The sequence below is a fragment of the Arthrobacter sp. yr096 genome, from assembly GCF_900108925.1.
Classification (GTDB): Bacteria; Actinomycetota; Actinomycetes; order Actinomycetales; family Micrococcaceae; genus Arthrobacter.
The window spans coordinates 53,968-75,510 of the sequence record NZ_FNYI01000002.1; the positions used below are offsets into that span (position 1 = coordinate 53,968).

Consider the following 21,543-nt stretch of genomic DNA (forward strand, 5'->3'; position numbering starts at 1 on the left):
GGGTGCCCCAGAGAGAATATTCATGATCCGGCACGGCCAGTCGGCCGCGAATGCCGACACGTCCATCTACAACCGTGTGCCGGATTACCGGATCCCCCTCACGGACCTGGGCGTTGAACAGGCCCGGATCGCCGGTGAGGACCTTCGGCGGAAGCTCGATGGGCAGCAGGTATGCGTCTACGTTTCACCGTACTTGCGCGCATACCAGACGCTGGAGGCAATGAACCTTGGGCCGTTGATCGAGCGGGTCATCGAGGAACCGAGGCTCCGGGAACAGGACTGGGCCAACTTCCAGATCGCCGGGGACATCGAGGACCAAAAGGAGCTCCGCAACCTTTACGGCCACTTCTTTTACCGGTTCCGCGAGGGCGAGTCCGGCTCGGATGTGTACGACCGCGTGTCCTCGTTCATGGAGACGCTGTACCGACACTGGCACAAGCCCACTTATGCCCCGAATACGCTGCTGGTGACCCACGGGCTGACCATGCGCCTGTTCTGTATGCGCTGGTTCCACTGGACCGTGGAGTACTTTGAGTCCCTCAACAACCCGGACAACGCCGAGTTGCGGACACTGATCAAGAACGACGGCGAGCAGTACAGTTTGGATTTACCGTTCACCCAGTGGGTCCCCAGGGATGTTGACGACTCGGTGCTGCACGCACCGAGGATGCGCTTTTAGCCGGCGATCCTCAGGACGCAGGTGCGACGATGACCTCTGTGCCTTTGGCCTCGAACGCCGCCTTGTCCTCCGGGCTGATCCCGGAGTCCGTGATGAGGTGCCTGAAGTCGTACCCTGCCATGGCGGCAAAGGAGCGGCGGCCCACCTTGGAAGAATCGGCCACCACATAGGATTCGGTGGCCCGGCGGGCCATCACGGTGTTGACCATGGCTTCGCCCTCATCGGTGATGGTGGGGCCAAGATCGGGGTCCACCCCGTTGACGCCGATGAACGCAATGTCCAGGGCAACCTTCTGCATGATGACATCCGTGTAAGGACCCACGAGTTCGTAGGAGCGGGGATTCAGGATGCCCCCGGTGACCATGATCTTAATGTTCGGCCGGACCGCCAGTTGCGAGGCAATGTTGATGGCGTTGGTCACCACCGTCAAGGTGGGCGTATGGGATGGCGCGTTGAGGTCCTCGCGGGTGGACAGGAGCTGGGCGAGGGCCGTGTTGGTGGTACCGCCACTGAGCCCGATGACTGCACCGGCGCGGATCAATGCTGACGCTGCCAGCGCAATCTCCTGCTTGGCCACAGCGTGGTCGTCCCGGTTGTAGCGGCCCGGGAGGTCGTAGGCCACGGATCCGGTTGTAGCGCCACCCCGCGTACGGCTCAGCAATCTCTGCTTGGCGAGGCTGTCAAGATCCCGGCGGGCCGTCGCAGGCGACACACCCAGACGCGTCACGATGTCCTCGACCTCCACATGGCCGGATTCGGCCAGGAGATCGAGGATGGCGGTGAGCCGATCTGTGCGGGTCATGACGAGCCTTTCGCGGGTTCCTGCTATTTCGCTTTGGCGAACAGCGTCAGCATACGTGCGGACTCCAGCACCAGGGCATCCCGGCCGGCCTTGATGTACTTCCGGGAATCTACCACTGCAGGGTTGGCATCGAGGTACTCACGGACGGCGCGGGTAAAGAACCCGTTTAGATGTGTGGATACGTTGATTTTAGTCATACCCGCGCCGATAGCAGCTACGAGCATCTCATCTGTGACGCCCGAGGAGCCGTGAAGAACCAACGGTTTTCCAACGGCGGCCTTCAGCCTGGAGATCAAGTGCAGGTCCAAAGCGGCACTGCGTTCGGTCATGGCGTGGGAGGAACCAACAGCCACGGCGAGCGCGTCCACCCCCGTTGCCTCGACGAATGCCTGCGCCTCGGCAGGGTCGGTCCGGACGCCCGGGGCGTGGGCGCCGTCCTTGCCTCCCACCTTGCCGAGTTCGGCCTCAACGTAGACACCATGCTCGTGGGCGTACTTCGCGACGCGCTGGGTGACTTCGACGTTCCATTCGTAGGGAAGATGCGCGCCGTCGTACATCACCGAACCGAAGCCGAGGTCCACGGCAGCGAGCGCGAGGTCCTCGGACTCCGCGTGGTCCAGATGGAGGGCTACGGGCACAGCAGCGGAGCGGGCAATGGCCAGCGCGGCGGAGGCGATGGGTTCGAGCCCGCCATGGTACTTGGCACAGTTCTCGGAAATCTGGAGGATGAGCGGCACTCCGGCGGCTTCCGCGCCCGCCACCAGGCCTTCGGCCGTTTCGATGTGGATGATGTTGAACGCGCCTTGGCCCGTGCCATTGGCAGCGGCCGTATCCATCAGCTCCCGTGTGTTGACCAGGGTCACCGGGTCTCCTTCCATGTCACGATCAGTTGGTCTTCCAGTTCCTGGTACCGCGGCGAGATTTCGCCGGCAGCGGGCATCAGCACCGCCGCCGCCGACCAAGCGGTGGCGCGACGAAGTATTTCCCGGGGTTCAGTGACGCCTTCGGCGAGGGCGACGGCGGCCGCCGCCACACCGGCGTCGCCCGCCCCTGTGGGGTTGCCGCTGAGCGCCTCCGGCAAGCGGGCGCTCCAGTAGCCGCCGGGGGCTGCATGGTCGAAGGCGAGCATCCCGTCCGCACCCGCACTGACAAGAACGGTCCGGGCACCCATCTCGATCAAAGAAAGGGCCGCAGCTTCAAGGCTGGACTCCCCCGTGGCCTCGGCGAGCTCGTGATGGTTGGGCTTGAGGATATCGGCCCCGGCTTTTGCTGCGGCGATGATGCCGGGACCGGAGGTATCGATGATGGCCGGGATGCCGGCGTCGTGTGCCATGCGCACCAACTCCGGGTAGAAATCCGCAGGAGCACCCGGGGGCAGGCTTCCCGATCCAACCAGCACAGAGGCCGGAAGGTTGCGGTTTCCGCTCACGGCCTCAACCACTGCCATGCGGAGCGAGCGCCAGTCGTCCGGCAGGAGGGCTTGCCCTTCTTCGTTGAAGATGGAGGTTTCCCCTGCGACGGTGTCGACGAGTGCGATGCTTCGACGGGTCTCAGCGGCCACTCCCACCAGGGTGTGCGGCACGCCGCTGGTCCAGAGTTCAGCAGCGAGGGTCTGGCCTGCAGCCCCACCTGTGGGCGCAATGGCAAGTACAGGGTAGCCAAGCTGGTGCGTGACGCGGGCTACGTTGATTCCCTTGCCGCCTGCACGACTCAACGGCGTGGGCACGCGGTGGCTGGCGCCTTCGGTAATTCCCTGCACGGTGTAGGTCATGTCGATCGCCGGGTTGGGCGTGACGGTAATGATGCGGTTCACTGCGGCGCGTTTCATGGTGTGCCTTCCAGGAGGGCCCGGGCGTTCAGGGCCGCGCCCAGCAGGCCGGCATCTTGTCCCAGCTGTGCCCGTATCAGTCGTGGACGGCGTTGGAAGTCGAGGATCTGGTCCACGCGGGCGCGGAGGGGTTCCAGGAGTTGGTCCCCCGCTTCGGCCAGGCCTCCACCGATCACGACGGCCTCGGTTCCGATGATGTTGACGCACTGGCAGATGGTGAAGGCCAAGGCGTCCACGGCATCGGCCCAGATTCGGGCCGCGAGTGTGTCACCGGCCGTGGCCCTGATCAGGACATCGCGGGCACCGTTCACGCTGTTTCCCGACGCGCGGTGGTAGCGCTTGGCGATGGCCCCGGCCGAACCCACGGCTTCCAGGATGGTGGAGCCTGCGCTGCCTGGGGCGGCATCCGGGTCCGGTACCTGGGCGTGGCCGAGTTCGCCGGCGAAGCCGCCTGCCGTAACAGCCTTGCCACCGGAGAACACGGCTGCTGCGATGCCGGTCCCCACCACCATCACCACGACGTCGTTGAACTCTTTGGACCCACCAAAGCTGTGTTCCACGGCGGCGGCGGAACGGACATCATGATCGAACGCAACGGGGATGCCCAGCCGCTTCTCGGCTTCGGCGGTGAAGGGGAAGTCACGCCACCCGAGGTTGGCGGAGTAGACGCCAACTCCGGCCGCGGAGTCCACAATGCCGGGGACAATGATGCCTGCGGCCCGGGCGGGCGAGCCCGGGAATTCGGACGCCAACTCTGCGGCAATCTCAGCGAGCCTGTCCAGGACTGCTTCCCCCGGCCGCGAGGAGTCCAGCGGCGTGGGGACACGACGCATGCCCAGGACGGTCCCCCGGGCATCCACCAAGCCGGCCTTGATGTCGGTTCCGCCAACGTCGAAGGAAAGGACGGGTGATTCCGCGGCTCCGAGAACCATGATCGGGTGCCTAGGCGGAGGCGTCGAGAATAACGGAGCGCGTCAGGTTGCGGGGCAGGTCCGGATTGAGTCCACGGACGCGCGCACGCTCCAGGGTTACTTTGTGGACACGCGCCAGTTCAGCCAGGGGGTGCTTGTCCGTGTGGATGTACAGGGCACCCGTAATGGCCATGTCGTTGTCCAGGCCTTCCGGCTGGGCGCCGAACAACCAGGTAACCCGCCCGGGGGCTGCGATGGAAATGGGGCCGTGGCGATACTCCATTGCCGGGTAGGACTCTGTCCAGCCCTGCACTGCCTCGCGCATTTTCAGACCGGCCTCGTGGGCAAGGCCAACCGTCCAACCGGTGCCGAGGAAGGTGAACTGTTCGGCATCCAACAATTCCTGGGAGACCGGGGCCGTGACGGCGTCGCGGGCATCCTCGATGGCCTGCTGGACATCGATTCCGAGGCTGCTGAGGAGGTAAACCAACGCCGTGGTGGCGAAGCGTGTCTGCACCACCGAACGCTCATCGGCGTACTGCAGTCCGATCACGGCGTCAGCCAGGTCGATGATCGGGGAAGATGTGTCGCCAATGATCGCGACGGTGGGGACGATGCCCTTCAGCTCAGCCAGGATCTCAAGTACCTCAGTGGTGGTACCCGAGCGCGTAATGGCCACAACGGCGTCGTACTGGCGATCGGCACTGTTGCTGTTCAGGAACGCCTCGGACGCGGCGAACGCATCCGTCACGCCCTTGCCGGCGGATTCGCGGGCAGCTGCGTAGCTCTGGGCCATGAACCAGGAGGTTCCACAGCCGATGACCGCGATGCGCTTGCCGTCCGCAGGAAGCAGTTGCTCGGCACCGGCCTGCTCAACGGCCCGCTGCCAAACCTCGGGCTGGGAAACCAGCTCTTCCTCCATGAATGCGCCCAGTGTGTTCTCGCTCATCGTGTGTTCCGCTCCCGCTCAGCTTAATGACGTTTTCTGATCTATAGAAACACTAAACGATCATTTTCGATCTCACAAGGATCATCCACCGGCGAAGACTGCTCATTAACTGCTCACGGCCATGATGGTCGGCTGGCGGCGGAAAGCGTGTGCCGAGATGTGCTTTTAAGTTAACTGGCTGTTAACTCTTGTCAACTTCTGTCCGATGAAGCAGTCTTGAACGAGTCCGCAAGAACATGACTGTTACTAGCCCGGAATAATCAAGAAGGAGCATCATGCCCCGCTTGTCATCCCCCAGACGGCTTGCCGCGTTAAGTTTGGCCTGCGTCGTCGCCTCATCCTCGTTGGGACTGCTGGCTATACAACCCGCAACGGCAGCCCCTTCCACCCATCCCACAGACATCGTCAGCGCTGCCGATACCTCCGCCATCACCTCCGGCGAGCTCCGCGTGGATGTCGCCACTGCATTCCCCCAAGTCCTCGGCTATACCCACACCGCTACCAAGGCACACCTGGACGGCACCACCACGCGGCTGAACACCATCACCATCAACGGCGTGGAGTACGTGGTCACCGGAACGTCCACGGCGTCCGGAAAAGACGCACGGGACTACGTCCTGACCGCCCCCGGCTTTGGCAACACCATCATCAAAGCCCGGCTGTCCGTGAAAAAGAACGTGGTCTCGTTCAACGTCACGGAGATCAAGGACTCCGCAGAGCACCAGGTGAAGACGCTGCAACTCCCCCGGCTGAACCTGGTGACCGTAGGCTCCACGCAGCCTGGAGCCCAGGTGTCCACGGCCAACCTGTCCGTGGACCGCAGCGTCACGGGGGACGAATTCACACCCATCACCGCATCAACTCCCCTCGATGCCACTGCCAAGAGCTCCGCCTACGCGCTGGCCAACACTGCGTCCTTGGGGGCCGCTGTTGAATCCAACGCCCTGTACGACACGTCCTCAGGTCCCGGCGCCAAGGACCGGGGCCGCTTCTGGCGCCAAGCCGTCAGCGACGGCGCCGGCGGAGTGAGCATGGGCCTGGCCAGCGGTCAGTGGCTCTACCGCGCTGACGGCTCAGCCACCACCGAGGAACTCCCCTGGACACGCGTGGCCATCACCCCTGACGCGAATGCCGACGGCGGTGTGGACTGGCAGGATGCGGCCATCGCCATGAGGTCCATCCAGGTCAGCCCCAACAAGGGTGATCAGACCCCGGATAACGTGATCACCCACATCCCGTTCAACTTCGCCTCGCAGGCAACCCACCCGTTCCTCCGTACCCTGGATGATGTCAAACGCATCTCCCTGGCAACGGACGGACTGGGCCAGGTTGCCATGCTCAAGGGTTACACCAGTGAAGGTCACGACTCTGCGAACACGGACTACGGCAACAACTTCAATAGCCGGGCAGGTGGCTTGGAAGACCTCAACAAGCTGGTTAAGGAAGGTAAGGATTGGAACGCCAGCTTTGGCGTGCACATTAATGCCACCGAGATCTACCCCGAAGCCAAATCCTTCAGCGAGGACCTCCTCCGTGCCGACAAGGGCCTGGGCTGGAACTGGCTGGACCAGTCGTACTACATCAATCAGCGCGAGGACATTAACTCCGGCAAGCTCGCCCAGCGCATCAAGGAACTCCGCGAAGCCACGGACAAGAACCTGGACTTCGTGTACGTGGACGTCTATTACGAATTTGGCTGGCTGGCCGAACGCTTGCAGCAGGAGCTCGTCAAGAACGGCTTCCGTGTGGGCTCCGAATGGGCAGACCACCTCTCCCGGAACAACACCTGGTCCCACTGGGCCAACGATGAAAAGTACGGTGGATCCACCAACAAGGGCATCAACTCCCAGATCCTGCGGTTCATCAACAACACCCAGTCGGACGTCTGGAACCCCGACCCCAAGCTCGGCGTGAGCCACATCGTGGAGTTCGAAGGCTGGACCGGACAGAACGACTTCAATGCCTTCAGCGAGAACGTGTGGACGGCCAACGTGCCTGCCAAGTTCCTCCAGCACCACCAGATCACCAAGTGGACGGCAGACCGCATCGACCTTGCCGACGGCGTAGCTGTCACCGGAAACACCGCCGAGGAACGCAACATCAGCGTGGCCGGGGCTTCCGTGTTGCAGGGCGGCACCTACCTGCTGCCGTGGTCCTCCAAGCAAAATGGCAAAGCCGACAAGCTCTACCACTACAACCCTGCCGGTGGCGCCAGCACCTGGACCCTCACCAAAGAGTTCGCCACGTCCGGCTCCCTTGAACTCTTCAAGCTGACCGACAACGGCCGCGTGAAGGTCGCCGATGTGCCCGTTGTCAACGGACAAGTCACCGTCACGGCCGACGCCAAACAGCCCTACGTCCTGGCGCCGAAGAACAATAAATCCGATCTGCCCAAGAAGGCCGACTTCGGCGAAGGCACAGCCTTCAACGATCCCGGCTTCAACGGAGCAGACCTCTCCTCCTGGACCCCCACGGGCACCGTCACCCAGGTCCGCGACGAGAAAGGCCGCCGCTACGCCGAAATGGGGGCAACGCCGTCGTCCATCAGCCAGGAAGTCAAACTGGACGCCGGAACCCAATCCGTCAGTGCCTGGGTGGAAATCCAGCCCGGAAAAGCCCGGCCCACCACGCTCTCCGTAGACATCAACGGCAAGACCGAAAGCGTCACCATCGATTCGTCCAACGCCGAAAACTTCGTAGCTGGCGACGAGAAGCACGGCACAGCCTTCCAGCGCATCCGCGTCCTGGTGGACGTCCCGCGGAACAACACCAAGGCGACAGTTTCCGTGAAGGCGGCCGACGGCGATGCCACAGTACGCGTGGATGACTTCCGGGCCGTAAAGACCGCCCGGGTCGCCACCACCGGTGTAATCAGCGAGGACTTCGAAAACGTGGACCAAGGCTGGGGACCGTTCGTGAAGGGCGACGCCGGTGGATCCACGGATCCGCGCACCCACATCACCGAACGCCACGAACCCTTCACCCAAAAGGGCTGGGACACCAACGTGATCGACGAAGTGCTGGACGGCACATGGTCCCTGATCGCCCACGACGAAAACCGTGCTCCCAACGGCGGACCGGGAATGGTGTACCGCACCACCGAGGCAACCGTGCCGTTCCAGGCGGGCCACAAGTACAAGGTGTCCTTCGACTACCAGAACTCCAAGGCCGGACAGTACTCCTGGGTGTCCGGTTACGACTCGCAGGCAGGTCCCGCGGTGACGGCCAGCCAGCCCATCGACGCCAAGACGTCCACCTCCCGGTTCGAGCAGATCCTGGATACCGGGTTCTGCGGGGACTACTTCGTGGGATTGCAGCGCACGGGCAGCTCGAACGGTTCCGACTTCACCTTGGACAACTTCCTGGTGGAAGACCTTGGCACTTCCGACGCCGTTCCGGCCTGCGCCCAACTCTCGGCTGCACTTCAGGGGGACGTGGTTCAGCAGGGCAAAGCGCAGGACTTCGTCACCACGTTCGTGTCCGACGAACCGGCAGCCATCAGCGGACTGTCCGTTGCCCTCGAACTGCCTGAGGGCTGGACAGCAACCCCTTCAACGCCTGCCACGGCTGCAACCCTCCCGGCCGGAGGAACACTCACCACCACGTGGAAGATCACGGCGCCGGCGTCAGCTGACGGCGACTATCCCATCGCTGCCAAGGCCAGCTACACCACCACCTCAGCCCCCGCGGGCAACCGCACCATCAGCACCACCACCACTGTGCGGACGCTGCCCAAACCGCCGCAGACCACCGTGTTCGCCAGTGACCACCCCTGGGTCAGCGCCACCAACGGCTGGGGTCCCGTGGAAAAGGACCAGTCCAATGGCGGAACCGGCGCAGGCGATGGCACGCCGCTCACGCTCAACGGCACGGTCTATGCCAAAGGTCTGGGCGCCCACGCCAACGGCACCGTCCGTTACTACCTGGGCGGCTACTGCACTGCCTTTACCGCCACCGTGGGCATTGATGACGCACAGCCTACGCGGGGAAGCGTGAAGTTCTCCGTGGTGGCGGACGGCACCACCAAGGTCACCACCCCGGTATTGGGCGCCACCAGCGCTCCCCTGCCGCTGACCGTGGACGTCACCGGAGCCCAGTACGTTGAATTGGTAGCCAACGACGCCGGCGACTCCAATGGCAACGACCACGCGGACTGGGCCGACGCCAAGTTCACCTGCTCCTCCACCTCGCAGGAACCGCCGGCACCCGTGCTGACAGGCACGGTGTTCGCCTCCGACCTCCCTTGGATCGGCAGCACCAACGGTTGGGGACCGGCCGAACGGGACCGGGCCAACGGTGAGCAGAACGCCGGTGACGGACCCGCATTGCGGCTCGACGGCGTCGTGTATCCGAAGGGGATCGGCGTCCACGCCGACTCGAAGATCAGCATCGCCACCGAGGCCAAGTGCACCGCCTTCACAGCTGTGGTGGGAGTGGACGACGCCAAACTGAACAAGGGCCTGCACGGATCGGTGGTGTTTATCGTCAGGGGTGATGGACGCGAACTCCTCCGCACCCCCGTCCTCAGCGCCGACTCCGCGGCACTCCCCCTCAACGTGGACATCACCGGTGTCCAGAACGTCGAGCTGATCGCCGACAAGAACGGTGACGACGCCGGCGACGACTGGGGTGATTGGGCGGACGCGAAGTTCAACTGCGCCTAGTCCCTTCATCCCCAATAACAGGGGCGGTGTTCCTACCGGAACACCGCCCCTTGATGTGTTGTTAGTCGCCGCGTTTCTTGTTCTCAGACGACGCGCACGCCCGCCCGCCACACCGAATGCGTCAGCGGGATCCCGGGCCGGTAGGCAAGGTGCGTAGCTGAAGGCGCCTTCAGCATGTGCAGGTCCGCGCGATGCCCGACCGCGAGCGAACCCACCGCCCGTTCGCCGTCGACGTCGTTCCCCGATTCCCTGCCCAACGCCAAGGCGCCGCCGTACGTCGCCGCGCGGACGGCCTCATGGACGCTCAAGTGCATCTGGAGGACAGCTGTGGTGACGCAGAACGCCATGGAGCTGGTGTAGGAAGTACCGGGGTTGCAGTTGGCGGCCAGCGCGATCTGCACGCCGGCATCGATCAGTTCACGGCCAAGCGCCAGGGGCTGGCGGGTGGACAGGTCGCAGGCGGGAAGGCAGGTTGCCACCGTGCCCTTAGAGCCAGCCCCCGTTGCAGGGTCCCAGCCGGCCCACGTGTCCGCGAGCGCTGCGACGTCCTTGTCCGAAAGGTAGTTGACGTGGTCCACGCTCGCCGCAGCGAACTCCACGGCCAACGCAACGCCGGGCCCTTCGCCAAGCTGGTTGCCGTGCACCCTCAAACCAAGTCCGGCGTCGCGGGCCGCCGTCAGCACGCGGCGCGACTGATCCTCTGTGAAGGCCCCGCGCTCGCAGAAGACGTCAGCCCAACGGACGTGCGGCAGGACGGCGTCGAGCATGGGTCCACAGACCAGGTCCGTGTATTCCTCAGCGCCAGAGCCGGCGGGGACCAAGTGCGCGCCGAGATAGGTGACCTCGTCCACTTCGGCCGCGGCGATGCGGGCACTGCGGGCCTCGTTCTCCACGTCCAACCCGTAACCGGTTTTGCTCTCCAGATAGGTGGTTCCTTGCGAAACAGCCTCGGCCACACGGTCCCGCACCAAGCGGGTGAGCTCGTCGTCGCTGACGCTGCGCGTGGCATTAGTGGTCACGGCGATCCCACCGGCACTGTAGCTTTCCCCGGCCATGCGGGCCTCGAACTCTGCTGTGCGGTCACCGGCGAAGACCAGATGCGAATGCGAATCTACCCAGCCGGGCAACACTGCTCGGCCCTCGGCGTCGATCTTTTCGTCAGCAGACGGTGAGTCCTTACTGGCCCCTATCCACGCGATCCGCTCACCTTCTAACACGATCGCCGCATCCTTGAGGACCCTATGCTCCAGATCCTGGGTCATCAGCTCGCCGATGTTCGTGATGAGTGTGCTGCCGCCGCGCCCGTTCGTGATTCCGCTCATGACCCTATTGTTCAGCGCCGGATGGACCAACGTACGGCTGCGAGCTGCTCCGCTGTCCGGGATTCCGGACTGTCGACACTTACCTCGCCGAGGATCAGCGCCGCCGCCAGCTCAGCGATGGCGGACGATGTCTGGAAACCATAGCCACCTTGTCCTGCCAGCCAGAAGAAGCCGGGTGCTTCGGCGTCGAAACCCACTACCGGGATTCCGTCCGCGGCTTCGGTCCGGAGGCCGGTCCACGCACGGTCCACGGAGCGGATGCCCAGGGTCGTTACAATGTTGAGTTTGTTGATCAATGCCTCCACGTCCCCCGGGTAGGGCTTGGCATCCTCCGGGCCGCTGGGCACGGTTTCCGACGGTGAGATCAGGACCTGATGGCCCTCGGCACGGAAATAGAACGTATCGTCAGCGGCGCACACCATGGGCGTTTCAGGCGTCAACGGATTCTCCACGTTCACGATCGCGGCGGTGCGCCGGTACGGCTGAAGCCCCAGTTTCTCCACGCCACTGATGACGGCCAGCTCATCAGCCCAGGCGCCTGCCGCATTAACCACGACGCCGGACTGGAAACCTTCGGTGCCCGCACTCAGTTGCCAGCCACTCCCCAATCGCTGGGCAGAGTGCACTTTGGCTCCGGTGATGATGTCCACACCTGCGGCTTCTGCCGTCTGCCGGTGTTCCTCCAGCAGCAAAGGGGCGTTGCAGCCGAACGAGCCATTGTCCAACCCTGCGGCGGTGAAGGAATCAGGGTTGAGTGCCGGGCAGAGCTGCATCGCTTCGTCGTGTGTGATGGCGTGCATGTTGCCGCTGGCCTCGGCGCGCACCGTGTCCTCGTCACCTACCAGCATGAAACCCCGCGGAGTGAGGATTGGCTCCGCTGCCTGGGCATCCCTTTCCGCCAGCATCTCCAACGTCCGAACGGTCAGGTCCTGAACCACCGCCGGACCATAGCTGGGGATGAGTTGTCGGGCAGAGCGTGAGGAAGTGTGGAACGCCAGGGTTTGCTCAGCTTCCACCAGTGCCACAGTGCACTTGCCCGCCAGAGCCGCTGCCAAAGACAGCCCGCCGATGCCGCCGCCAACGATTACCACGTCATAATTCGAAGCCATGGCTCCATCCTGTCAGACCCGTGTAACCCCCGCGACAGCCGGACGCTCTCTCACCAAACGACCCCCAACCCCCAACGCTCTCTCACCTTTCGGCACATTCAACCGAAGCGTCTCTCACCAAAAGCCACTTAACCCCCAACGCTCTCTCACCAAAAGCCTCTCAACCGAAGCGTCTCTCGCCAAAAGCCACTTAACCCCCAACGCTCTCTCACTTGCCCCAAGCAAGTGAGAGAGCATCCGGCCAAAACACGCCAAAGGTGAGAGAGCGTCGGGTTAGGCGACTGCGGCGCGACTCTTGACGAACGCCTGAACGCAGGCTTCGACGTCGTCAGCGCAAACCGGGGCGCGCAACCAACGACCAACGCTCTCTCACCAAAAGCCCCTCAACCCCCAACGCTCTCTCACCTAACGCCCCTTAACCCCCAACGCTCTCTCACCTAACGCCCCTTAACCCCCCAACGCTCTCTCACTTGCCCCAAGCAAGTGAGAGAGCGTCCCCTCAAAACGTGCGAAAGGTGAGAGAGCATCCCCGCAAAACACGCCAAAGGTGAGAGAGCGTCGGGTTAGGCGACTGCGGCGCGACTCTAGACGAACGCCTGAACGCAGGCTTCGACGTCGTCAGCGCAAACCTGGCGCGCAACCAACCACCAACGCTCTCTCATCTAACGCCCCTTAACCCCCAACGCTCTCTCACTTGCCCCAAGCAAGTGAGAGAGCGTCCCCTCAAAACGTGCGAAAGGTGAGAGAGCATCCCGTCAAAACGTGCGAAAGGTGAGAGAGCGTCCCCTCAAAACGTGCGAAAGGTGAGAGAGCGTCCGGTTAAAACACGCCAAAGGTGAGAGAGCGTCCCGTCAAAACGTGCGAAAGGTGAGAGAGCGTCCCCTCAAAACACGCCAAAGGTGAGAGAGCGTCGGGTTAGGCGACTGCGGCGCGACTCTTGACGAACGCCTGAACGCACGCCTCGACGTCGTCAGCGCTGTGCGCAGCGGAGAGCTGCACACGGATCCGCGCCACCCCCTTCGGCACCACGGGGAAGCTGAAGGCCGTGACGAAGACGCCGTTGTTCAGCATCTCGTCAGCCACCTTGGCAGCGACCACGGCGTCGCCGAACATCACAGGGATGATGGCGTGTTCGCCGTCGAGGAGTTCGAAGCCTTCCTCGCTCATGCGGCGGCGGAACAGGGCCGCGTTCTCAAAGAGGCGGGTGCGGAGTTCGCCGGATTCCTGCACCAGTTCGATCGCCTTGATGGTGGCGGCAACGATGGCCGGAGCGAGGGAGTTGGAGAACAAGTAGGGGCGGGCTTTCTGGCGGAGCATTGCCACGATCTCGCCACGGCCGGAAACGTAACCGCCCGAAGCCCCGCCGAGGGCCTTGCCGAAAGTACCCGTGTAGATGTCCACGCGATCGGACACACCGGCGTGCTCGGGGGTGCCGGCGCCGGTGGGGCCCATGAAGCCGACGGCATGGGAGTCATCCACCATGACCAAGGCGTCGTGCTTTTCGGCGAGGTCGCAGATCGCTTCGAGGGGCGCGAGGAAGCCATCCATGGAGAAGACGCCATCGGTGACGATGATCTTCCGGCGGGAACCCTCAGCTTCGATCAGCTTGGCCTCAAGGTCTGCCATGTCCTGGTTGGCGTAGCGGAAGCGCTTGGCCTTGCTCAGGCGGATGCCATCAATGATGGAGGCGTGGTTGAGCGAGTCGGAGATGATGGCGTCTTCGGGGCCGAAGAGGGACTCGAACACGCCGCCGTTGGCATCGAAGCAGCTGGAGAACAGGATGGTGTCCTCGGTGCCCAGGAAGGCGGAGACGCGGGTCTCGAGCTCCAAGTGGAGGTCCTGGGTGCCGCAGATGAAGCGCACGGACGCCATGCCGAAGCCGCGCTCGTCCATGGCGGACTTGGCGGCGGCAATGATGTCCGGGTGGTCGGCCAGGCCAAGGTAGTTGTTGGCACAGAAGTTCAGCACCTTGTTGGCGGGCTGCCCGAGTTGGCCGGCGGCGATGTGGCTTGCCTGCGGGGAATCGATGTGGCGCTCGGTTTTGAAGAGGCCGGCGCTGCGGATCTCGTCCAGTTCGCCCTGCAGCTGGTCTTTGATGGCTGAATACATGTGATGCTCCTAAGTCTTTCCGCGGTCCGGGTTGCAGTTCGGTACGGGTTGCAGTTCAGTGCGGTTGCAGTTCAGTCCGGTTTACAGTTCGGTCCAGTCGAGGACCACTTTGCCACCGGTGCCGTTGCGGGCGATTTCGAAGCCCTTCTCCCAGTCGGCTGCGGACAGCTTGTCGGTCACGACGGCGGAGATGCTGCGGTGCAGCACGGGGTTGGAGGACAGCATGGCGCTCATGGCGTACCAGGTCTCAAACATCTCACGGCCGTAGATGCCCTTGAGCGTGAGCATGTGGGTGACAACCTTGCCCCAGTCGATGTCGATGGACTGGCTGGGAAGACCGAGCATGGCGATGCGGCCGCCGTGGTTCATGTTGTCGATCATCTCAGGCAGGGCCGTGGGGTGTCCGGACATTTCCAATCCGATGTCGAACCCTTCCCGCATGCCCAGCTCCTGCTGTGCTTCGCGGACGCGCATCTTGGAAACGTCCACTGCGAGGTCCACGCCCATCTGGCGGGCCAGTTCCAGGCGCGGAGCCGAGACGTCGGTGATGGCGATCTTGCGGGCGCCTGCGTGGCGGGCCACCGCAATGGCCATCAGTCCAATGGGACCGGCGCCCGTGATGAGCACGTCCTCTCCCACCAGCGGGAAGCTGAGGGCGGTGTGAACGGCGTTGCCGAAGGGATCGAAGATGGCGCCGAGCTCCGGGGTGACCGATTCATCGTGATGGACCCAGACATTCGTCTCCGGAATCACGACGTATTCGGCGAACGCACCATCGCGTTGCACGCCAACGGACACAGTGTGGATGCACATCTGGCGACGTCCGGCACGGCAGTTGCGGCAGATACCGCACACTACGTGGCCCTCGCCGGAGACTCGGTCCCCCACCTTGACATCGCGGACATCTTCACCGATTTCCACCACTTCACCGTAGAACTCGTGACCGGCGATCAGGGGTGCCTCAATGATGCTTTGCGCCCAGGCGTCCCAGCTCTGGATGTGGAGGTCGGTGCCGCAGATACCGGTGGTCATGACACGGATCTTGACGTCGCTGGGGCCCGCTTCGGGCTCGGGTCGGTCGACGAGTTCGAACCCTGCGTGCGGTCCGGATTTGTAGAGAGCCTTCATGGGATTCCTCACTGGCTGGGGCTGCTTCAATGCTGCTGAGTCCATTGAAGACCCGGCAACGATTTAGCACAACTAGATTCTTCTCAATCAACGATTTAGGATTTGCTAATGGAAATCCATCAACTGCAGATGCTCAGGGAACTCGGCGACTTGGGCAGCGTCAAGGCTGTGGCAGAAACTCTGATGGTCACACCCTCGGCCGTTTCCCAACAGCTGGCACTGCTCCAGAAGTCGGTGGACGTACCGTTGACACGCAAGGAGGGCCGGGCCCTGGTGCTGACCGACGCGGGCCGCGTGCTCGCCGAGGCGGGTGCCGCCGTCGTGAATGCCATGGCTGATGCGCGGGCAGCAATTGGCGCCTACCACGATGCCCCCGACGCGCCGGTGAGCGTGAGCGCTTTCCACAGTGCGGGGCAGGCACTCTTCGCGCCGCTTGCGGCACTGCTGGCGGCCGGAAAGGCGTCCGACGGCGGTAAGTCGCCACGCCTGCGGCTGTCCGATGAAGATGTGGCCCAGGAGGATTTCCCGGGGCTGGCTGCTAGGTACGACTTGGTTCTGGCGCACCGGATGGACAACAGCCCGCAGTGGCCCCAAGACAAAGTGGCCGTGATTCCACTCGCGGATGAGCCCTTGGACATCGCTTTGCCCGCCAATCACCCGTTGGCATCCCGCCACGAACTGGAACCCTCCGACGTGGTTGATGAACCCTGGGTGACCAGCCGCGATGGCTACTCCCCCGCGGATGTCCTGGCCGCCGTCGTTGCTGTCAGTGGGCGCCCGGCAGAGGTGCTGCACCGCATCAACGACTACTCCACCGTTGCGGCGCTGGTATCTGCCGGCGGCGCGATCGGACTCCTCCCGAGGTTCACGGCGCGGCGTGTGCTGGACGCGGGCGTGGTGCTCCGCCCATTGTCCGGTGTGAACTCGGTGCGCAAGATCGACATCCTGGCCCGGCCGGAGACGCTTAAACGGAAATCGGTCATGACGGTTTGCGAGTCACTTCAAACCGTCATGACCGGGCTTTCCTCACCCCACTGAACTCAAACGGTCAGTCGCGGACCAAGGCTGGCTGACCGGCGTCGAAGTACTCCACCAGCTCGGCCGGGAGCTCCGGTACCTCGCGTGCAGAGCCGTCTCCTCGCAGCGATTCCGCAGCGAGGATACCCGCCACCACGGCCTGGCGTGCCGCAATTGGGCTGGTCTGGGTGCGGCCGCCCTCCGACGCGAAGCGGAGGAACTCCTCGATGAGGCGTGGATCAGCCCCGCCGTGGCCGCCCTCGCCGTCCTGAATGGTGATGACCTCATCCGGGGCTGCGTAGCCCGAGGACCGGCTGGTCCACACGTTGATGGTCTCCCCCGGCCCGTCACCGAGGTTTTCGATCCGTCCCTTGGTGCCGATGACGGTGTAATTACGCCAGTAGTCCGGCGTGAAGTGGCATTGCTGGTATGAGGCCAGCACACCGTTGTCCAGGACCATGTTCATCATGGAAATGTCCTCGACGTCGATCGACTCGGCCAAGTCCTTCTGCTCGGTGGGCGGCCAGTTGTCCAGGGAGAACCAGTCCCCCATGCGCTTGCCCGTGTTGTCGGAGCGATTGGCTACGTCACCGTAGACGGCGAGATCGCCGACGGCGGCAACCCGCTTGGTGTAGCCACCGGCAAGCCAGTGGATCACATCGATGTCGTGCGCACCTTTTTGGAGGAGCAGGGAGGTGACGTTGGCGCGCTGTGCATGCCAGTCCTTGAAGTAGTAGTCGCCTCCGTGGCCCACGAAGTGCCGGCACCACACCGCCTTCACGTCACCGATCCGGCCTTCCTCGATGAGCTGGCGCATCTGAACCACTACCGGCATGTGGCGCATATTGTGGCCGACGTAGAGCCGGGTGCCGGTTTGGTAGGCCGTTTTCAGGATCAGGTCCGCAGCCTCCACAGTGATGTCCAGCGGCTTCTCACAGAAAGTGGGGATACCCGCCTGGAGCGTACGGACAGCGACGGCGGCGTGCTGGTTGTCGGGTGTCAGCACCAGTACGGCGTCCAGGCCGCCGGCCAGCAGTTCCTCGAGGTTATCCGTGACCTTCGCCGTGGGGATACGCTCTGCAGCGTCGGCGCGTCCGCGCTCACTCACGTCACAAATAATGGTGACCTCGGAGCCCTGGCCCGGCTTATGGGCGTGTTTCCACAGCCCTGATCGCAGGCCAAAACCTACGATGCCAACCTTCAAATCCTTTTCCATGGTGTGCAATTTCCTTCTGCTGTTTCTTAATAAAGTCTGGTTGCGGCGCTGCGGTGCGGCGCCGATTCGCGGACGAACAAGTGCCAAGGGAAGTCCAGGACGGCGGGGCCCGCTGCCGCCTCCGGACCGGACTGGGCGGTTGCCCGCCGCAGGAGCAGCCGCGCAAGTTTGTCGAAGAAGTCCACGGGACCAACAGTGCTGAGCGAGGGAGACATCCGCTCGCCCTCCACCGTGTTGCCCACGCCGATGATGTCCACATCGGTACCGACAGCCAGGCCCAGCCGCTGGGCAGCGTTGATGGCACTGACAGCCGCGAAGTCCGTGGTGGCATAGATCGCTGTGGGCCGGTCCGGCAGGCTGAGCACACGCGTGGCCGCGGCGTAGGCTCCCGCACTGGTGCCATCAAACAGGCCCACGTAGTCTTCCCGCTCCGGGATCTGCGCCGCCGCCAAAGCCTCCGAGTACGCCCGGTACCGCGCCCCGCCCGACGTCCCCGCGGCGGTGGCCGGGGTCAGGCAGGCGATCTGCCGGTGGCCGTGGAGCAGGTGTTCCACGGCCATGCGGCAGCCGGGTCCGGCAATGGAACGGATGACGTCGAACCCCTCCGGCTCCAGGCCCTCGTCGAAAACCACCAACGTGGTGCCGTGCTCGGCGAGCTTCCGCAGTGCGTCCCGTTGGTCATGGCGCACTGCGTCAACGAACACGGCGTCGGCATTGTGCGTACCGAGCACCTTCACCCAGTCCGCATCGCCCAGAATCATCGGCGTGATGCCCAAGGGAACCGCCGCCTTCTGCACGGACTCGATCACGGACAGGGACCAAGGATCGGACAACATGGTCAGCGAAAGGATCACGGTGCTGGTTCGGCCCGTGCGGATGGCCCGGGCCGCCTGGTTGGGGCGGTAGCCAAGCCGCTCCGCAGCTGCCTTGACCTTTTCCGCCGTCGGATCCGAAACACCCGGTCCCCCGTCGCCGCGGCGACCTGACAGGACGTAGGAAACCGTGGCCGTGGAAACGCCCGCCAGTTCGGCCACCATGCGGATGGTGGGTCGGACTCCGGTGCTGCTCGCTTTTGCCATGGTTCCCCCTGCTTATGCCTTCTGATACTTGCGCGTTGCTTGGTTGTTGGTCTGAGGCTAGCTCCTGAAGACCGGTGCGTTCGGGTCCAACGCGGCCTGGTACTCATCGCGCATCTTGTCGCCGCCTTCGCTCTTCCAGCGCTTCACAGCGTCCTTGAGCTCGTCGATCTTGGCCCGGCCGGTAATGATGTCCACCACCTTGTCGCGCAGCTGCTTGGTGATCTTGGCACCCACCTTGGCGTTGGTGTCCGAGTAGGAACCGTTGGTGGGGTTGCGCCACGCAAGTTCCAGGAGCTTCTCTTCCTGCTGGCTGACGTAGCGTGTGTCGTCGTCGAACCCCGGGTTGAAGATGACGTTCTCCGGGCTGGACATGATGTTCAACGCAGAGACCAGGCCAGGGGCGTTGGTGGTTCCGGTGTCGGTACGCGCCGGGTTGCCGGAGGCGTCGATGGTGTAGTCCTCGCCAAGCTCGCCGAAGTTCTTCTGCATGTACTCCACCGTGCCGAACGGGGCGGACAGGTAGTTGATGAGCGCGAGCAGTTCGCGGATCTTGCCCTCTTCGGCCTTCTTGAATGGCGTGAAACCGACTGTTCCGTAGCCCATGTCGTAGACCGGCTTGACCTTGCCGTCGGCGCTGAAAGGAATAAGGACATCAAACCGGGCGGTCTTGTTCAGCGCACGGTAACTGCGGATATCATGCGGGCCCACCACTACCTGGGCGGCAACACTGCCGTTGGCCACGCGTGAGCGGATGTCCGTGGCCTTGGAATCGGGGTAGAAGACGCCGGCTGCGAACATCTTGGCGGTGAATTCCACTCCAGCCATGTACTCGTCGGTCTCGTAGAGGTGCGTGAGGGTGCGGTCTTTGTTGACCGCCCAGCTGTTGGGGGCGCCGAACCATTCGGTGACCATATGGAGGGCGTTGATGTAGGCCGGTTCCAGCGCGTACTTCTGGTCGCCCGGGCGTGTCAGCTCCTTGGCTTTCTCCAGGAATTCCTCAGCGCTGCCGGCTTCAAAGCCGCCTACCTGCGACCAGACATCGTGGTTGCCCACATAGACCTGGCCGAACGGGGTACTGGGGATGGGAGCTCCCCAGATCTTGCCGTTGACGACGGCGGTCTTCCAGGAATCGGGCTTCAGTGCAGCCAGGTTGGGGTACTCAAGGACGGCGTCACCGGAGAGGTAGGGCGTCAGGTCCTGGAACTTGGCTTCGAGCATGGGACCGACGTTGGGGATGCCCTGGTTCGGCGGAACCCACATCATGTCCGGGAGGTCGTTGCTTGCCAGCACCGTGGCAAACTTTGCCGGGTAACCGTCTCCGATGTCCTCGGCGATCTGCAGCTCCAGGTCGCCGCCGAGCTTGCTGTTGAGCCGCTGCCAGAAGGGGTTGTCCTTCAAGCCCGGGCTCATGGTGTCGAACGTTTCGGTCAGACCAGTCACTTTGCCCTTGAGCGGCGGCGTCTTCACGGACTGCACAGCGGTGGGCAGCTTGAAGTATCCGGCTTGGAGGCCCTTGGCGTTACCTGCGATATCCGGGGTGACGCCGGTGAATTCCTTGTACGTGGGCAGCTTGACCGAAGCGGAGGCAGCGGCGCCTCCGTTGCTCGAGGCTCCGCCTCCACCGCAGGCGGACAAACCTGCAGCGGTCACGGCCAGGCCTGCAAGGCCAAGGAAACCGCGGCGGCTGAATCCAGCCTGTGAGGTAGTGCTCGTCATGGCATAACCCTTTCTGGTTATTTGCTTCATGGTGTGGTTTTTTCAGTGCTTCAGGGGTCCGCGGGTGCGGCTAGCCCTTGACGGCGCCGGTGATGACGCCCTTGGCAAAGTGCTTTTGGAGGAACGGGTAAACCATCAGGATGGGGACCAGCGCCACCACCACAACGGCCATCTGGATGGACTGCGGCGGGGGCGTGGTGGTGATTCCCAACTGGTCGGCAGCACCACTCCCCTGGACCACGAAGTTGCGGAGGAGCAACTGGATGGGCCATTTGCTGTGGTCGTTGATGTAGAGCAGGGCATTGAAGAACGAGTTCCAGAAGCCGACCGCATAGAACAGCCCGACGACGGCGATCACGGCTTTGGACAGCGGCATGACAATCCGCCACAGAATCTGCCAGTCGTTGGCGCCGTCAATCCTGGCGCTCTCGATCAGTTCCCCTGGGATGTTCATGAAGAACGAGCGCATCACTACAAAGTTGAAGGCTCCGAAAATGCCGGGAAGGATGAGCGACCACAGGGAGTCCAGCAGTCCAAGCTGGCGAATCATCAGGAAGGACGGGATCAGGCCAGGGGCAAACAGGAGCGTGAACAGAACCGCAAGGATGACGGGCCTGCCGAAGAGTACTGAGCGGCTGGTGGCGTAGGCCATGGTGATGGTGACGAACAGCGCCAGGATGGTGCCCACCGCAGTCACCAGCATGCTCACTCCGAGTGACTGCAGGACCATGGGGCCCTTGAAGATGGTGGCGTAGGCCTCCAAGGTGGGGCGCTCGGGCCAGAGGACGAAGCCGCCGGCTTTCACCAGCTGTTCGGTGTCAGCGAGGGACGTCGAAACCACCAGAAGGATAGGCGTGAGGATGGACAGGCTGAAAACGATCAGAACTACCGCTTTGACCGTTTGATACAGGGCGGAAGGCTTTTCCTTCCATACCGGGCGCTTGGGGTTATAGCTAAGCTCCCGGGGTTTCTTGGTGAAAAGTGTTGTTGCCATGGGGTTCTCCTTGTGCGGCA

16 protein-coding genes are annotated in these 21,543 nt (G+C 63.4%); 3 read left to right on the forward strand and 13 right to left on the reverse strand.

The genetic code is table 11. The features are described from left to right. Positions 1-22: 22 nt before the first annotated feature. Complete coding sequence (locus BMY91_RS05180; protein WP_254779632.1) at positions 23-679, forward strand: histidine phosphatase family protein; 657 nt, start codon at positions 23-25, stop codon at positions 677-679. A 10-nt stretch (positions 680-689) separates the two neighbouring features. Here the strand turns inward: BMY91_RS05180 and BMY91_RS05185 are convergent, their stop codons facing one another. From BMY91_RS05185 to BMY91_RS05205, 5 genes are read right to left on the reverse strand one after another with little or no spacing between them, the layout of a single operon-like run. After that, positions 690-1,481: a DeoR/GlpR family DNA-binding transcription regulator gene (locus tag BMY91_RS05185; RefSeq protein WP_090819343.1), complete on the reverse strand. Its 792-nt coding sequence runs from the start codon at positions 1,479-1,481 to the stop codon at positions 690-692. A gap of 23 nt (positions 1,482-1,504) precedes the next feature. Further along, positions 1,505-2,359, reverse strand: a complete 855-nt coding sequence (locus tag BMY91_RS05190; protein ID WP_090819346.1) for a class II fructose-bisphosphate aldolase — start codon at positions 2,357-2,359, stop codon at positions 1,505-1,507. Continuing rightward, the gene (locus tag BMY91_RS05195) at positions 2,341-3,309 is read right to left on the reverse strand and encodes a 1-phosphofructokinase family hexose kinase (RefSeq protein ID WP_090819349.1); all 969 of its coding nucleotides are present in this window, start codon (positions 3,307-3,309) and stop codon (positions 2,341-2,343) included. The genes BMY91_RS05190 and BMY91_RS05195 overlap by 19 nt, the downstream gene beginning before the upstream one ends. Continuing rightward, a complete protein-coding gene (locus BMY91_RS05200; protein ID WP_090819352.1) occupies positions 3,306-4,241 on the reverse strand; it encodes an ROK family protein in 936 nt (311 codons plus the stop codon). Before BMY91_RS05200 ends, BMY91_RS05195 begins: the two co-directional genes overlap by 4 nt. 10 nt (positions 4,242-4,251) lie before the next feature. Further along, entirely contained in the window at positions 4,252-5,169 is a 918-nt protein-coding gene (locus BMY91_RS05205; protein WP_090819355.1) for an SIS domain-containing protein, read from the reverse strand. Positions 5,170-5,444: 275 nt separating this feature from the next. Between BMY91_RS05205 and BMY91_RS05210 the strand changes: the two genes are divergently transcribed. Beyond that, positions 5,445-9,833 (forward strand): endo-alpha-N-acetylgalactosaminidase family protein, encoded by a 4,389-nt coding sequence (locus BMY91_RS05210; RefSeq protein ID WP_090819358.1) that lies wholly within the window; start codon positions 5,445-5,447, stop codon positions 9,831-9,833. 83 nt (positions 9,834-9,916) lie between these two features. Here the strand turns inward: BMY91_RS05210 and hutI are convergent, their stop codons facing one another. The 4 genes from hutI to tdh all read right to left on the reverse strand — a co-directional run bounded on the left by hutI (position 9,917) and on the right by tdh (position 15,501). Next, positions 9,917-11,155, reverse strand: a complete 1,239-nt coding sequence (hutI, locus tag BMY91_RS05215) for an imidazolonepropionase (protein ID WP_090819361.1) — start codon at positions 11,153-11,155, stop codon at positions 9,917-9,919. An 11-nt stretch (positions 11,156-11,166) separates the two neighbouring features. Then, entirely contained in the window at positions 11,167-12,264 is a 1,098-nt protein-coding gene (locus BMY91_RS05220) for an NAD(P)/FAD-dependent oxidoreductase (RefSeq protein WP_090819364.1), read from the reverse strand. 915 nt (positions 12,265-13,179) lie between these two features. Then, entirely contained in the window at positions 13,180-14,373 is a 1,194-nt protein-coding gene (locus BMY91_RS05225; protein ID WP_090819367.1) for a glycine C-acetyltransferase, read from the reverse strand. An 81-nt stretch (positions 14,374-14,454) separates the two neighbouring features. Beyond that, positions 14,455-15,501: an L-threonine 3-dehydrogenase gene (gene tdh, locus BMY91_RS05230; protein ID WP_090819370.1), complete on the reverse strand. Its 1,047-nt coding sequence runs from the start codon at positions 15,499-15,501 to the stop codon at positions 14,455-14,457. Positions 15,502-15,609: 108 nt separating this feature from the next. On the opposite strand from tdh, the gene BMY91_RS05235 reads away from it, so the two are divergent. Then, positions 15,610-16,539 (forward strand): LysR family transcriptional regulator, encoded by a 930-nt coding sequence (locus tag BMY91_RS05235; RefSeq protein WP_090819373.1) that lies wholly within the window; start codon positions 15,610-15,612, stop codon positions 16,537-16,539. Between the two features lie 10 nt (positions 16,540-16,549). Here BMY91_RS05235 and BMY91_RS05240 read toward each other — a convergent pair whose 3' ends face one another. The 4 genes from BMY91_RS05240 to BMY91_RS05255 all read right to left on the reverse strand — a co-directional run bounded on the left by BMY91_RS05240 (position 16,550) and on the right by BMY91_RS05255 (position 21,523). Continuing rightward, positions 16,550-17,734, reverse strand: a complete 1,185-nt coding sequence (locus BMY91_RS05240) for a Gfo/Idh/MocA family protein (protein WP_371261018.1) — start codon at positions 17,732-17,734, stop codon at positions 16,550-16,552. Between the two features lie 26 nt (positions 17,735-17,760). After that, the gene (locus BMY91_RS05245; protein WP_090819380.1) at positions 17,761-18,813 is read right to left on the reverse strand and encodes a LacI family DNA-binding transcriptional regulator; all 1,053 of its coding nucleotides are present in this window, start codon (positions 18,811-18,813) and stop codon (positions 17,761-17,763) included. A gap of 57 nt (positions 18,814-18,870) precedes the next feature. Continuing rightward, positions 18,871-20,529, reverse strand: coding sequence for a type 2 periplasmic-binding domain-containing protein (locus BMY91_RS05250; protein WP_090819383.1), 1,659 nt, complete (start codon positions 20,527-20,529; stop codon positions 18,871-18,873). A gap of 70 nt (positions 20,530-20,599) precedes the next feature. Then, complete coding sequence (locus BMY91_RS05255) at positions 20,600-21,523, reverse strand: carbohydrate ABC transporter permease (protein ID WP_090819386.1); 924 nt, start codon at positions 21,521-21,523, stop codon at positions 20,600-20,602. Between the last annotated feature and the right edge of the window lie 20 nt (positions 21,524-21,543).